This is a genomic window from Pseudomonadota bacterium, from assembly GCA_011049115.1.
GTDB lineage: Bacteria > Desulfobacterota > Anaeroferrophillalia > Anaeroferrophillales > Tharpellaceae > DSCM01.
Genome location: DSCM01000129.1, coordinates 1 through 13,998, shown reverse-complemented (window position 1 = coordinate 13,998; position 13,998 = coordinate 1). Strand labels below are relative to the sequence as shown.

Genomic DNA, 13,998 nt, shown 5'->3' with positions numbered 1-13,998 from the left:
CTCTTATGCTTAAGCTGGATCATGTTGAAGTTATCTATAATCAGGCCGCTCTGGTTTTAAAAGGCTTGTCGCTGAGGGTTCCCCACGGGCGGATCGTGGCGTTGCTGGGTGCCAATGGAGCCGGAAAAAGTACCGCATTAAAGGCGGTTTCCGGATTGTTGCGGGCTGAAAACGGCGTGGTAAGCGCCGGCAGCATTGCGTTTCTGGGACAAAAAATCGTGGGCAAGGCTCCGCAAGCGATTGTTCGGGACGGTATCATTCAGGTGATGGAGGGCCGGCGGGTCTTTAAGGATTTGAGTGTAACCGAAAACCTCAGAGTCGGAACCCATGCCCGTCGGGGGCGCTTCGCTTTAAAGGAGGAGCTGGAGGTGGTTTTCAATTATTTCCCTCGTTTAAAGGAGTGTCGGAGCCGGTCCGCCGGTTCCATGAGCGGCGGAGAACAGCAGATGCTGGCTATCGGTCGGGCCCTGATGGCGAGACCGAAATTGATGCTGCTGGACGAGCCTTCATTGGGCCTGGCACCGCTCCTGGTCCGGGAAATTTTCGAGATTGTCAGGCGTATCAATCAGCAGGAGGGCATTACGATCCTGTTGGTGGAGCAAAACGCCAACCCGGCGCTGCAAGTCGCCGATTATGGCTATCTCATGGATGGGGGCCGGGTGGTGCTTGAGGGGGAAGGTGTCAGTCTGCGTGGCAATCCCAAGGTCAAAGGTTTTTATCTGGGCTGCGGGACCGGTGCGGGGAAGAGGGCCCAGGACATGTCGAACAGGAGCGCCGCGGATTCCAGGAAAGGAAGGCAGGTTTCGCGAGCAACCTGAGTCGATAGTTCGTGAACGGTCAGTGTGATGGCGTCATCTCCCTTCAACCCTTCCGGCCAAGCCCGGACGAGCCCCCGGAACGAGAGTCACCGCGGCGCCTGCCTCAGGTTTCGCGGGCGCCTCGCCTTTGGAACGGTTACTGTGTCGGCCGGTGTTTTTGCGATTTTCAAGAGTTCTTACGAATTCATCAATTGTGAATGGCGGATCGGAAATCGGGGTCGTCGTTCTGGAGGGTATGAGCATGCTGGTCAAATATTGGATGAAGAGCAATCCCTTTACCGTAAGTCCCGAGACCCTGGTGATCGACGCGCAAAAGATCATGCGTCAGCATCGTATCCGCCGGCTGCCCGTAATGAAAGGGTCGCGGCTGGTGGGGATTGTCACACTGGCCGGTCTGCGTGAGGCCCAGCCTTCCAAAGCCACCAGCCTGAGTGTTCACGAGCTTAATTATCTTCTGGCCAAAATGACGGTGGGAGAGATCATGAGCCGCGAGGTGATAACCTGTTCCCCGGAAATGACCATGGAAAAAGCGGCGGTGCGCGGCACCAAGTATGGAGTCGGGGCGCTGCCGGTGCTCGACAACGGCAAGCTGGTCGGAATTATCACGGAATCTGATATTTACCGGGCCTTTCTCCAGATGTTGGGGGCGACCTATAAGGATTCAGTTCGTATAACCCTAGACAATTTCCCCCGGGAGCAGGACGATATTATTCGGGTGATCGAGATCCTGAACGGTTTGCGTGGTCTGCTGGTCAGTCTGACCCTGATCGATGATGTTCCGCTTGTCGGACGCCGGGAGCTGGTTTTCAGAGTGCAGAATGTCAATGTCGAGGCTTTAGTAGCCGGTCTGCAGAATAAGGGTTACACGGTTTCTAATGTCTCCCGGGCGGATTGATGCGGGCCGGGACCGCGAAAGTTTACCGGCCCGGCGGCGTGCTTTTTGCTCCTGATCGCCGACCAAGGTCCAGGGCCTTGAGATTGGCGGCTTCCAGAGGGGGAGGGGAAGCCAGGCTTCGGACCGTTTCGCAAAGCAGGGTGAAATCGTAAGGGAAAGCCGGATGCTCGGCCAGCCAGCCCGCAAAAACCAGGTTTGCGGCCTGCGGCAGACCATTTTTCACCGCGATTTCGGTGGCCGCGCAGCAATCTCGGGCCGGCAGAAGCCGTGCGGCCAGCGGACTATTGATCAGGGCTTGGCCGTTTTCCTGAAGCAAATGCCGGTTGCGCAGGTATTCGGGCGCGGCCAGGACCAGAAGGAGGTCGGCCTGGCCGCGCCCGATCAGAGGAGAGCGGTAGTTTCCGATTTTAACCTGACTGGTTACGGAGCCCCCCCGCATGGCCATGCCATGGCTTTCATAAGTGATAAAGCTGTCTCCGTTCAGCAGGGCCGCCTGGCTGATCAGGCGGGACAGAAAAACTACGCCCTGGCCGCCGAGCCCGGCAAGCAGAAGTTTGCAGTCGATCATCAGGTACCCCCAGTTTCCCGCCCGTTTCAGGAGGCGGCCGTTTTGATGGCTTCCTGCGGGCAGACGGACAGACACTGGCCGCAGCCGACGCAGATAACCTGGTCGATGGTTACTCGTTTTTCTAAATCCTGCTCGTTGCGAACCAGGGCCGGGCACTCGAAAGCGTTTATGCAGTAGCCGCAACCATTGCAAAGCCTGTCGTCAATGATGACTTTGAGCCCGGGCAGGCGCCGGCGTTCATCTTTGATCATCAAGCAGCCGCGCCGGGCGATGACCGCCGCAATGCCGCCTTCCGGAGACCGGGTGTACTGTTCAGCCCTTTTCAGCTCGGCAATCATCGTTTCCCGGTCGTAAGGGTCGACCACGCTGATATGCGTGAGGCCGCAACCGGTAAGTAAAGACTCCAGGGGCAGGGCGGGGCCTCGACTGCCGTCAGCTCTTAAACCGGCCGCCGGGGTCGGCTGGTTGCCGGTCATGGCGGTGGTGCTGTTGTCGAGCAGCAGCAGAACAAAACGATTGTCTTCCCAGCGGGCGTTAACCAGGGCCGGAATGCCGGAGTGAAAAAAGGTCGAGTCACCGATAATTGCGGTAATCGGTGGTGTTTCCTGTTGGTGCCGGGCAAAATTCCGAAAGAAGGCTCCGGCCTGACTGATGGATGCACCCATGCAGAGGCAGGTATCCAGGGCCTTGAGATTGATGCCCAGGGTGTAACAGCCGATATCACCGGCGTAAATGCCTTGAGGCAGGGCCTTTTTGAGGGCGTAAAAACTTGAGCGATGCGGACAGCCGGGGCAGAGGCTGGGGCGTTTTCCCGGAGCCACTTCAGCTAGCTCGGTTTTTCCCTCAGCGTTTTTCGGGCGGCCGCAGAAGCGGTGCAGGGCTGTGCGGACCAGCTCTGGGGTCAGGGCTCCGGCATCGGCGATCAAGCCGTTCAAGCGGCCACTGATTCTTTCCCGATGGCCGAGCTGGAACTCAATGACCGGCATGCTTTCTTCAATTACCAGTAGCCGTTCGTGGCGCTCCAGCAGGGTTTTTCCCGCCAGGCGAGACAAGGGATACGGCAGGTCGACCTTGTAAAGTGTGAATTGCCGGGAAAAACTTTCGGGCAGTTCCTCGAGCAGGTCGGCAATCAGGGCCCAGGCGCAACCGGAAGCGACGATGCCGTAGGGTGCCCAGGAACCGGCAGCACCGCCGCCGGGGGCGGCGGTGAAATTAAAACGTATATCCTCGGCCAGGGTCAGGAGTTTCTGGTTGAGTTCCTGATGCAGTCGGAGACGGTGTTTTGGGGTTGCCGCCCAGCGTTCCGGCTGGCGGTTGAACTGCGGCGGGCGGCTTTTGGTGTCAGGTATTTTCCTCAGAGTGATATTCTGCCGGGCGTGGCAAAGGGTGGCGGTGGGTCGCAGCAGGACCGGTAGGCCAAGCTCGGCGGACAATTCCAGGGCGCGGCCGGCGAAAAGCTCGGCTTCCTGCGGGGTTGCCGGGTCGAAAACCGGAACCTTGGCCAGCATTGCAAACATGCGGCTGTCCTGCTCTGTCTGCGAGCTGTTGGGGCCGGGATCGTCGGCGCTGATCACCACCATGGCGCCGGTTACTCCCAGGTAGGCGCTGCTGAGGAAGGCATCGGCAGCAACGTTGAGGCCCACCTGCTTCATGGCCACGGCACTGTAAAGCCCGCTGATGGCGGCAGTGAAAGCCGATTCCAGGGCGATTTTTTCATTGACCGACCAGTGGCCGTAAACCGAGAGCCCTAAGTTTTCCCCTTGGCTTAAAAAGGATGGCAGAATTTCCGAAGACGGCGTCCCGGGGTAGGCGTAAAGCGAGTCACAACCGCCTGCCAGCAACCCTCGAGCCAAGGCTTCATTTCCAAGCATCACCTGCTGCAATGTCAACTCCCTATTTGAGACTTAGACCGGAATGCTTTTTTCTCCGGTAGCGAAAAGCCTGCATCAGCAAGCCGATAGCGAAGCCGATCAGCAGCACAGCGCTGCCGGCAATAAACCATTTGATTCGGTAAGCCGTTTTCAGGAGTTCGCATTTCTCGAGAATTGTGGATTCTCTTTCCTGGCGAAGCTGGTTTTCGGCCAGCAGTTTCCGGTGCTCGCTCTGCAACTCCAGAAAAGCGGCGGATTCCTCGCGCAGGGTGTTGTAGTCCTTTTCCACCCGGTTGAGTTTTTGGCGCAGTTCTTTGATTTCCCGCAACAGACTGGTATTACCCTTGCGGTATTCCTTGTTGGTTTCGGTCAGGGAGATAAGCTTGGTTTTGCTGTTTTGCTCCAGCTGTTTCATCTCTTCCTGCAGCCTGGCCAGACGTTTGGCTGCGGGCTCCAGTTCAGTGAGAAAACGCTTTTCAATCCAACCTTCACGATCTTTGCCGTAACTGATATGGGCCCAGTCGCCATCGTTGTTTTCCAGCAGGATAACCTTGTCACCGGTGACCAGGGGGGCGATCAGCTTATATTCGTGGCCGGCGCCGGCCCGGGCATAGACTCTGATTTTGTCGGAGATATAGCGGACTTCATTTTCCGCTTGGGCCTGGCAGAAGCTACCGGAGAGCAGAAACGCAAAGAGAATCAGGGTGATTTTAGCCGGTCCGGGCCGGAGATTTTTTTCTGGCAACATGTTAATTCCCGATGTGAGATCGATTAGTGGTTGACATCTTTTCGCGTGGTGTTTTGCTTTCAGCTGGCGAAGTGGTACGCGGCCGGAGTCTTTTGTGCGAAAAGCGCGTATTTTTTCGCCAGATGGATGATTTGCCAGACGATTTTCGCGGTGGCTCCCCAGATGGTTACACCATTGATGTGGTAGGCCAGCTGGGCGCTGTTTTGGTGGCCGTTGAAATAGAAAAAATCAATTTCGTTACGCGGGTGGAAAAATTCGTCCAGGGGGACACTGATCAAATCATCAACCTCATCGGCGGAAAGTCGAAATGGATACGGATAAGGGATTGTGCCGATGAATGGCGAGACCAGAAAGCCGGTGGTGGTATTAATCTCATCCAGACCACCGAAGATGGTTATGTCGCGGCTTTTTACCCCGATTTCCTCTTCGGTTTCACGAGTGCTGGTGGCTTCCAGGGATTCATCCCGGGAGTCCCGAACCCCGCCCGGAAAAGAGATCTCACCCTTGTGGTTTTTGACTGTTTGCGAGCGCTTGATAAAAAGTATTTTCAACTCCCCCCCGTCGACGTAGAGGGGGCACAAGACCGCAGCCCGGACAGCTTCGTCGGAAGAGATTACCTGCGCTTTGTAAGTCGAGAAAAAATCTGCCAGTTTTTCCAGGGGCATGGTGGTTAAAGATAGGTAATAGGGTTATTGGGCGCGAGGGCGCGAAATCGCCTTGGTCGAGTAGCTGCGAATGAACCGGTCTGCGGTCACATTCCCGACGGATCCGAGCGTATTTTTTTCAATCCGACACAAAAAGTAGCAGAAGGCTGCCGACAAAGCAATCCCTTTTTTTAAACAATGGGGCCGGAGTAGTAGGCGGCGGCCTGTTGATAGAACTCACTTTGTTGTCCGCTGTGGCGCGGAGAAAAATGAAAAAGACGCAGGCGCCGGACGCCGGCCAGCTGGGCCAGACGCCCGGCCTGGCCGGACGTCAGATGTCGGCTGGCCGCCGCTTTGGCGGTAGCAGAATCGAGAAAGGCGGCCTCGCAGAGAAGCAAATCGGAATGCCTGATCAGAGGCAGCAGGGTTTCTAGGTTTGCCGGGGTGAAACTGGTGTCGGCGACGTAGGAAATTTTTTGTCCCGGTCTGGTGATGGCGATACTCGCGGCAATTTCTTGTAGGGTGAAGGACTTTTCGCCAAGGCGGATTATGGTCTCGCCGGCAGCCTGACTCTGCAGCAGCTCACGGATCCGGGTCAACCAAGGCCCCGGGGTCCAGCCTTGAGAGGCCAGGGCCTCGGGTCGAAATTTGATTTGTAGGGGCTCCTCAAGGGCAAAGGCCAGGCAGGGGATGTCATGATCGGTAAGCACCGCTTTTACCCTGAAGGTTGGAGTTTGCAGGATAAGGTGGTCGTTTATTGTTTGTCGGATCAAGGTTTCGGGCTGAAAACGGTGACGGCAGACAAAGACCGTTTGCCGAATTTCATGTTCGTCGATTTCACTGACGCTGATCCGCAGTTCATAGTCGCTCACCAGATTCCATTGGTAGCCGGCGAGCTTATGGCCCAGCAGGGTGATTATGCCGGGAGGACCGAAGACCTGTAGATGCCGAGAGCGATTTAAATTCAGGCGCAGCAGGTGGTCAAAGCCGATCAGGTGGTCAATATGGCCATGACTGATAAAGATCAGAGAGGCTCTCAAAATTTGCCGGTTGGAGAGGGCGTGTAGATCTCCTAAATCAAAAAAAAGGGCGGTCCGGCTGAAACAATGCTCCAGCCGGAATCCTGGATCACCGAAAGGCTGATTTAAAGGTTCTACGAGCCAGGGAAAAGTCATTTCCAGAAAGCCGGCGCGGGCCGGGCTTGTCAAACAAGCGATTAAGATGGCGAATGTTTTCGCGCCGGTAGCGTCGCTCTAGCTAGCCAATAACCCGAGTCTTGTCAACCTGATTCCGCGGTTTCGGCTGATTTACTGCATAACCGGGGTAAAATAGTTGCGAGAATGATAATTTTCGTGTTAAGTTGATTCGCTTTTGGAGAGGTTTGCTTTTTTGTGAGTTGTCCGGGTGGTTTGCGAAGACCGCTTTTTAGAGTTCGATGGTTTCGAGGTGAAGGGTTTGTCAACAGGTCTGATACTTAAAAATTTCACGCCCCGGGGTATGGCTTTGGCTATCGGCAGCCTGCCCTATACGGAACTTGAGCCGGCGCTTGAGATTATTGCCACCTGTCTGCCGGAGGTTCCTTTCTGGCCGCAGTTGCCGAATCGCTCTTTTTGGGAAGGGATGTACGTTCAGTATGGCGAAGGCCTGCCCGGAGCGGAGGTTGATGAAAAACACGGGCGTTTTTTTGTGGATTCCGGCCGGCCCGGTTTCGCTGAGGAGTTGACCGCCTTTTATGAAGCCGTAATGGCGAAAAATCTGGATTATTTTGCCATCAGTCGGGAGCGGGCCAGCGGTTTGATCGAGGGCCTGCCGGTTTTGTCCCGCCGTTATGCCGTCCGACAACCGTTTCTGGTCAAAGGTCAGGTAACTGGTCCGGTCAGTTTCGGCCTGGGAGTAACCGACCGCTCGAAAAAATCGATTATCTATGATCCCACCATGGTCGAAGTCATGGTCAGACATCTCAATATGAAGGCCCGCTGGCAGGAGGCCTTTCTCCAGCACTGTTTTCCGGGGTTGCCGACCCTGACCTTTTTCGATGAGCCCTATATGGTTTCCTTTGGAACAGCGTTTTGCACCTTGTCGCGGGAGCGGGTTCAGGCGCTTCTCAAAGAGGTCGGGGCTGGTCTTGAAGGTCTGGTCGGGGTGCATTGTTGCGGGAATACGGATTGGTCCTTGCTGCTCGAGATCGGGGTTGACTTGTTGAACTTTGATGCCTATGAATATGGCGATAACCTGCTTTTGTACGAAAAAGAGCTGGCTGTCTTTCTTCGGAACGGAGGTTATCTGGCCTGGGGAGTGGTACCGACCAGTGCGGCCATCGACGATGAAGATGCCGCGTCACTCTTTCTTCTCCTTAAACAGCAGCTTGAGCGTCTGGGGGGGAGCGGGATTCCACTGGAGACGGTATTGCAGCGCAGTTTTATCTCGCCCAGCTGTGGTGCCGGCTCGCTGACGCCACAGCGTGCGCTAAAGGTTTTTGAAGTGACGCTGGAACTTTCACAAAAACTACGTGAACATTATAAGCTGTAGGGTTATTTGGATATACAGGGAAATGATTTTTTATAATCCGGAGGTTGTTGCTGGTGGGTGACAATAAAAAAAAGCGCGACAAGAATATGCCAGAGGACGGGATCGAAGGCGACGGTTTGAAGGCTGAAGGTGATGACTTCACCGACGAGAATGAAGATTCCGAATTGGAAGATTATGATCTGGAGGCGGAGGACGAGGAAACGGAAGGTTTGGCTGACTCCGCGGATGAGGGTCTGGAGGATTCTCTGGCGGTCATCGAGGAACGGGCCGGCCAAGGTCAAAATGGAGCTCCGGAAGAAGGGGAAACCCTGGTGCTTCCGGATGAGTTACCCCTGCTGCCGATTCGGGATGTGGTGGTATTTCCTTTTATGATCATGCCGTTGTTTGTCGGTCGTGAGGCCTCAATCAAGGCTGTCGATGAGGCCCTGGCCGGAGACCGACTGATCTTCCTGGTGACCCAGAAAAACCTGCGGGAGGAGAATCCGGATCGCAGCGGGGTCTATCGGGTCGGCACCATTTCGATGATTATGCGGATGCTGAAACTGCCGGATGGCCGGGTTAAAATCCTGGTCCAGGGATTGGCCAAGGCCGCGATTACCGAGGTGGTCCAGCGTGAACCTCTGTTCAAGGTGCGGGTCGAAAAAATCGAGGATATCGAGGGCCGGGGTAAACTGGACCTTAAAACCGAGGCGATGATGCGCAGTGTCAAAGAGCGCCTGGAGAAGGTTATTTCACTCGGCAAACCGATTGCTCCGGAAGTCGCGATGATTCTTGACAATGTCAATGTGCCGGGGCGTTTGGCTGATTTGATTGTTTCCAATCTCGGGGTTAAACTCAAGGTCGCGCAGTCCTTTATGGAGGAGCCAGATGGCCGCAAACGCCTTGCTGATATCAATAAAATTCTGGCCAAGGAGATTCAGGTTCTGAGTATGCAGGCCAAGATTCAGAATCAGGCCAAGGAGGAGATGACCAAAACGCAGCGCGAATATTTTCTCAAGGAACAGATGAAAGCGATTCGCCATGAACTTGGCGACCAAGAAGATCGTTCCGCCGAGATTGAAGAGCTGCGGGAAAAGATAAAAAATTGCAAAATGCCGAAACCGGCCTTTGAGGAGTCGAATAAGCAGCTTGATCGACTCGAGAGGATGCATCCGGACGCGGCGGAAGCCAATATCATCCGCACCTACATCGACTGGATGATAGATGTCCCCTGGAGTAAACAGACCAAGGATAATCTTGATTTGAGTATGGCTCGAAAGATACTTGAAGAGGATCATTTCGGTTTGACCAAGATCAAGGAAAGGATTATCGAATATCTTGCGGTTTGTAAGCTGAAAAATAAATTGCGCGGTCCGATTCTGTGTTTTGTCGGCCCCCCGGGGGTTGGTAAGACCTCGCTCGGAAAGTCGGTGGCCCGGGCTTTGGGCCGTAAATTTTACCGGCTTTCACTGGGCGGCATGCGGGATGAGGCCGAGATTCGCGGTCATCGGCGCACCTATATCGGAGCCTTGCCTGGGCGGGTGATTCAGGGACTGAAGCAAGCCGGCACCCGGAACCCGGTTTTCATGATGGATGAAATTGATAAGATCGGCAATGATTTTCGCGGTGATCCGGCCTCGGCGTTGCTTGAGGTCCTGGATCCCCAGCAAAACTACGAGTTCAGTGATCATTATCTCAATGTTCCTTTTGATCTCTCCCACGTCATGTTCATCACGACCGCCAATTCGCTGGAACCGATTCCCGCGGCCTTGCGTGATCGCATGGAGATTATTGAGCTTTCCGGTTACACGGATGAGGAGAAACTGCATATCGCCAAGCGCTACCTGATTCCCCGGCAGATAGAGGAAAATGGTATCAGCGCCAAACATATCTCTTTCTCCCAACCGGCACTGCTCGCTCTGGTCAACCATTACACCAGGGAATCCGGAGTGCGGAATCTGGAGCGGGAAATCGGATCTTTATGCCGCAAGGTGGCGACCAAGGTCGCGGAAAAAGGCCGGGTTGGCCGAACCCTGGTGACTCCGGCCTCGTTGCATCGTTTTCTCGGACCGGTTAAGTTTCTGCCTGAAGGCGGAAAAGGGGAAGACCAGGTTGGGGTGGCCACGGGGTTAGCCTGGACGCCTTACGGAGGAGTGGTGCTGATGGTTGAAACCCTGCTGATGCCGGGCAAAGGGGAGCTTTCCCTGACCGGTCATCTGGGGGATGTCATGAAGGAATCGGCCCATGCGGCGATGAGTTTTATCCGATCGCGCTCCCGTCAGTTCGGTATCGGGGATGATCTTATCAAGGAAAAGGATATTCATATTCATGTTCCGGCGGGCGCAACCCCCAAGGATGGCCCTTCGGCCGGAATCACGATGCTGACCTCGCTGCTTTCGGCCATGACCGGGATTCCGGCCCGACGTCAGGTGGCCATGACCGGAGAACTGACCCTGGCGGGTCGGGTGATGCCGATCGGCGGTCTTAAGGAGAAGGTGCTGGCAGCTTTGCGTTTTGGTGCGACCACGGTTTTGATTCCTGAGGATAATCGCAAGGATCTGGAGGACATTCCGGCCAAGATTCGTAAGCGCCTGAAGATTGTTCCGGTCTCCCGGGCCGAGGAGGTGGTGCCCTTGGTGCTGGTGCGCATTCCCGAGCCGTTGCCTGAACTGCGGCCGGAAAAAAAAGGTGAGTTCCGTGAAAAAGCCGGGGGCGCGCAAAATGGTGGCGGCGTGTAAGCCCGTGAGTGAAACCGCTGATTAAGGTAACTGGCGTGCCGAGATCATCACTGGCCGATTGGGGTGAATTCGCTTTTATTGAGGCGTTGAAAAAACGCTTGCCTCCGCTTTCCGGGGGCTTGCGTTTGGGACCCGGTGATGATGCCTCTTGGTGGTTGCCGGACGATGCCGGGGGAATCTTGACTACGGCCGACATGCTGGTGGCCGGGGTTCACTTCGATTTGCACTATACCACGGCGGCGTCCCTGGGTTACAAGGCCCTGGCGGTTAATCTCAGTGATCTGGCGGCGATGGGCGGGAAATCCGGCGCGACGGCCTATCTTTCTCTGGCCCTGCCGCCAACCCTCGAAAAGCGGTGGCTCGAAAGCTTTCTGGACGGTTTTTTAGGTCTGGCCGGTACCCAGCGAGTCCAGCTGGCCGGTGGGGACACGGTTAGAGGGCGGGAGTTGGTTATTGCCGTGACCCTCAACGGGCAGCCCGCCGGTTGCTCTCCGATTTGTCGCCAGGGAGCGATGGTCGGTGATGATCTTTATCTGTCCGGCTGGCTGGGTGATAGTTATCTGGGGCTGAAATTGCTTCAGGGGCGTCTTGCGGAGACGGCCGGCCGGGAGCGGGAGGCGGCCTACTTGCGTGAGCGCCATCTTTGCCCGCAACCCAGGGTGAGCCTTGGAGAAAAGTTGGGCGCCAGCGGGGTGGTAAGCGCCATGCTGGATGTAAGTGATGGCTTGGTGGCTGATCTCGGTCATCTGCTGGTTGCCGCCGGGGGCTTGGGAGCCCAGCTGGAGGCGGAACGTCTGCCGCTGTCGCCGGCGGCCGGATTTTTCCTGCACTCCGGGTTGGTTGATTATCCTCGCTTGTTGAGCGGGGGAGAAGATTATGAACTGCTGTTTACAGCTCCTCCGGCACAACGTCAGGCCGTGGCCGCGGCCTCCGCGGCGGCCGGCACTGCGGTGACTAGGATCGGCCGGATTACTGCTGCGGCCGGAGTTGTTTTCTGCCATCAGGGGCTGAAAACAGCCTTGAGCGGGTTTGGAGGTTATGATCATTTCAGAGCTTAAAGTAGCTGATCTTAAAGCCAATCAGCAGGTGGCCATGCAGCTTCTCGTGCGTCGCAAGACTCTGGCCCGCAGTCGGAATGGAAAGGAATATCTTAATCTCAGACTGGGCGATCGTTCCGGTGAAATTACGGCATTTCTCTGGGATGACGTAGACGTCGCCGAGGCTCAGATCAAAGAGGGAGATTGTGTCGAGATTAAAGGGCACAGTCAGATTTTTAACGGCAACCTGCAGCTTAATCTGAGTTTAGTCAAGCTTTGGCAGGGGCCGGTTGATCCGCTAAAATTTCTTCCGCATACCGATAAGCATATTCCAACGATGGAGCGGGATCTGCGTCGTCTTGTGATGGATCTTCGGGACCCTTGGCTGCGCCGTCTGGGCGAGGCTTTTTTTGTCAAGGACCAGGCCTTTGCCCGCTCTTTTTCCCTGGCCCCGGCGGCTAAGGCCATGCATCACGCCTGGTTGGGCGGGCTGCTTGAACATACGCTCGGGGTCGCCCGCCTGGCTGTGCAGGTTTGTCCGCTTTATCCGCAGGTTGACGGCGACCTGGTGCTCGCGGGGGCGCTGCTGCATGATATCGGTAAGGTTGAAGAACTGGTCTACGAGCGCAGTCTTGATTACTCGACCCCGGGTCGACTGCTTGGGCACGTCATGATCGGGGCGCGGATGGTGCGCGAGAAAGCCTCGAATATCAAAGGCTTTCCAGGGGAAACGCTGATGTTGCTCGAGCATCTTATGCTGAGTCACCATGGTGAATACGAGTATGGTTCTCCGAAAAAACCGAAAACCCAGGAAGCGGTGCTCCTGAATTTTATCGACGATCTAGATGCTAAACTGGTGGCCATCGGCACCTTCATGCATGCCGCCCGGGAGCTCGGTTCCGAGTGGAGTGACTTTCATCGTCTTTTCGGTCGGCCTTTCTACCTTGGCTCCAAGGGCAAAATTGAGGGCACGACGGAGCCTGATTCAAGCCTGGCTCAGAATGGCGAAGCTCCGTTGCTGTTTTAGCTGGAGGCGTGGTTATTGCCCTGAGTCTTCGGGCTGATTCTTTCCGGCTCCCGCGGCTTTGTGAGGCCTAAGCTTTCGTCTGAAGCGAGCGGACTTTTGAGAGACCCTTGACAATGATTCAGATGGTTGTTATTTTAGCCCCCGTTAGCACTCTTCGCCATAGAGTGCTAACGGGTTTTTTGTGGGTTCGTCTGGCAGGGGTTTTCGCGTGCATATGGAAAATTTTTCGGATCGACACATAAACGTTTTGCAGGCGGTGGTCGAAGACTATATCCGCACTGGCGAACCGGTGGGTTCGCGTAGTTTGTCGCGCAGCGCGCGCTTCAAGCTCAGTCCGGCGACCTTGCGGAATGTCATGGCTGATCTTGAAGAGGGAGGTCTTCTTTGTCAGCCGCATACCTCGGCAGGCCGGGTTCCAACCGACCAGGGATTTCGTTTCTATGTTAACCGGTTGCCCTCTTTTGCGGGTCTTAACGCGGAGCTTCGCCGGCAAATCGATGCGCGTCTGGAGCTTTCCGGAGAGCGTTTCGAGACGGTTCTGCATGACGGGGCCCTGACTCTGGCCCAATTGACTCCATATGTCGGGGTTGTCAGCCTGCCAGATTTTCGACAGATGGTGCTGCGTCATATTCGCTTCGTCAAACTGAAAGAGCGGCGAATTCTGGCCGTCATGGTTTCGGTTTCGGGAGCGGTACAGAATGTTTTGTTTGAATCTGAAAATATTTTGAGCCAGGACCAGCTTAACCGTTTTTCCAACTATCTCAACGCTTTGCTTGGCGACCTGACCCTGAACGGGATAAAACGCAAAATTCTTCAGGAAATGGCTGGTGATAAGCGGAGTTATGACGAGTTGTTTGTGCAGGTGCTGGCCCTGAGCCGCAGTTTTTTTGCCAAAGATCCTGAGCTGCAGAGTGAAGTCATGCTGGATGGTAAGTTGAATCTGCTGGAGCATCCGGAATTTACCGATGTTGAACGGATGAAAAAGATTTTTCGGGCCTTTGAGGAAAAGGGCGCGATTTTGAAGGTTCTGGATGAGGCTCTCGGCGGTGAGCGTCTGCGGATTATCATTGGCTCCGAGAACAGTTGTGAGGAAATGCGGCATTGTTCCCTGGTAACCTCGGGTTATGGGCGGGGGGGTCGAGTC

General features: G+C 55.6%; 12 protein-coding genes. 7 read left to right on the top strand and 5 right to left on the bottom strand.

All coding sequences use genetic code 11. The features are described from left to right. The first annotated feature begins 5 nt into the window (after positions 1-5). Positions 6-818, top strand: coding sequence for an ABC transporter ATP-binding protein (locus ENN66_10915; protein HDS17092.1), 813 nt, complete (start codon positions 6-8; stop codon positions 816-818). Positions 819-1,011: 193 nt separating this feature from the next. Beyond that, entirely contained in the window at positions 1,012-1,713 is a 702-nt protein-coding gene (locus ENN66_10910) for a CBS domain-containing protein (GenBank protein ID HDS17091.1), read from the top strand. 22 nt (positions 1,714-1,735) lie between these two features. On the opposite strand, the gene ENN66_10905 is transcribed toward ENN66_10910, so the two are convergent. From ENN66_10905 to ENN66_10885, 5 genes are all read right to left on the bottom strand, one after another. Further along, positions 1,736-2,281 carry a pyruvate ferredoxin oxidoreductase gene (locus ENN66_10905; protein HDS17090.1) on the bottom strand — a complete coding sequence of 182 codons (546 nt, stop codon included), beginning with the start codon at positions 2,279-2,281 and terminating at the stop codon, positions 1,736-1,738. A gap of 26 nt (positions 2,282-2,307) precedes the next feature. Continuing rightward, on the bottom strand, positions 2,308-4,152 hold the full coding sequence (locus ENN66_10900) for a 4Fe-4S dicluster domain-containing protein (GenBank protein ID HDS17089.1): 1,845 nt from the start codon (positions 4,150-4,152) through the stop codon (positions 2,308-2,310). Positions 4,153-4,174: 22 nt separating this feature from the next. Next, the gene (locus ENN66_10895; GenBank protein ID HDS17088.1) at positions 4,175-4,900 is read right to left on the bottom strand and encodes a TIGR04211 family SH3 domain-containing protein; all 726 of its coding nucleotides are present in this window, start codon (positions 4,898-4,900) and stop codon (positions 4,175-4,177) included. A 59-nt stretch (positions 4,901-4,959) separates the two neighbouring features. Further along, entirely contained in the window at positions 4,960-5,565 is a 606-nt protein-coding gene (locus ENN66_10890; protein HDS17087.1) for a CoA pyrophosphatase, read from the bottom strand. A 170-nt stretch (positions 5,566-5,735) separates the two neighbouring features. Beyond that, positions 5,736-6,719 (bottom strand): ribonuclease Z, encoded by a 984-nt coding sequence (locus ENN66_10885; GenBank protein HDS17086.1) that lies wholly within the window; start codon positions 6,717-6,719, stop codon positions 5,736-5,738. A gap of 280 nt (positions 6,720-6,999) precedes the next feature. Here ENN66_10885 and ENN66_10880 point away from each other — a divergent pair, with 280 nt between their 5' ends. The 5 genes from ENN66_10880 to hrcA form a co-directional block, all read left to right on the top strand. Further along, positions 7,000-8,073, top strand: coding sequence for a hypothetical protein (locus tag ENN66_10880; GenBank protein ID HDS17085.1), 1,074 nt, complete (start codon positions 7,000-7,002; stop codon positions 8,071-8,073). 86 nt (positions 8,074-8,159) lie between these two features. After that, positions 8,160-10,790, top strand: coding sequence for an endopeptidase La (gene lon, locus ENN66_10875; protein ID HDS17084.1), 2,631 nt, complete (start codon positions 8,160-8,162; stop codon positions 10,788-10,790). An 8-nt stretch (positions 10,791-10,798) separates the two neighbouring features. Next, positions 10,799-11,848: a thiamine-phosphate kinase gene (gene thiL / locus ENN66_10870; protein HDS17083.1), complete on the top strand. Its 1,050-nt coding sequence runs from the start codon at positions 10,799-10,801 to the stop codon at positions 11,846-11,848. Further along, positions 11,829-12,854: an HD domain-containing protein gene (locus tag ENN66_10865; protein ID HDS17082.1), complete on the top strand. Its 1,026-nt coding sequence runs from the start codon at positions 11,829-11,831 to the stop codon at positions 12,852-12,854. The genes thiL and ENN66_10865 overlap by 20 nt, the downstream gene beginning before the upstream one ends. 214 nt (positions 12,855-13,068) lie before the next feature. Further along, the coding region (gene hrcA, locus ENN66_10860) for a heat-inducible transcription repressor HrcA (protein HDS17081.1) at positions 13,069-13,998 on the top strand (930 nt) is incomplete at its 3' end.

What these genes read in the sequence shown, in the direction of transcription:
- ENN66_10905 (HDS17090.1), bottom strand. Translation starts at nt 2,281, where the DNA reads ATGATCGACTGCAAACTTCTGCTTGCCGGGCTCGGCGGCCAGGGCGTA.
- ENN66_10890 (HDS17087.1), bottom strand. Translation starts at nt 5,565, where the DNA reads ATGCCCCTGGAAAAACTGGCAGATTTTTTCTCGACTTACAAAGCGCAG.
- ENN66_10885 (HDS17086.1), bottom strand. Translation starts at nt 6,719, where the DNA reads ATGACTTTTCCCTGGCTCGTAGAACCTTTAAATCAGCCTTTCGGTGAT.
- ENN66_10915 (HDS17092.1), top strand. Translation starts at nt 6, where the DNA reads ATGCTTAAGCTGGATCATGTTGAAGTTATCTATAATCAGGCCGCTCTG.
- ENN66_10900 (HDS17089.1), bottom strand. Translation starts at nt 4,152, where the DNA reads ATGCTTGGAAATGAAGCCTTGGCTCGAGGGTTGCTGGCAGGCGGTTGT.
- ENN66_10895 (HDS17088.1), bottom strand. Translation starts at nt 4,900, where the DNA reads ATGTTGCCAGAAAAAAATCTCCGGCCCGGACCGGCTAAAATCACCCTG.
- lon (HDS17084.1), top strand. Translation starts at nt 8,160, where the DNA reads ATGCCAGAGGACGGGATCGAAGGCGACGGTTTGAAGGCTGAAGGTGAT.
- ENN66_10865 (HDS17082.1), top strand. Translation starts at nt 11,829, where the DNA reads ATGATCATTTCAGAGCTTAAAGTAGCTGATCTTAAAGCCAATCAGCAG.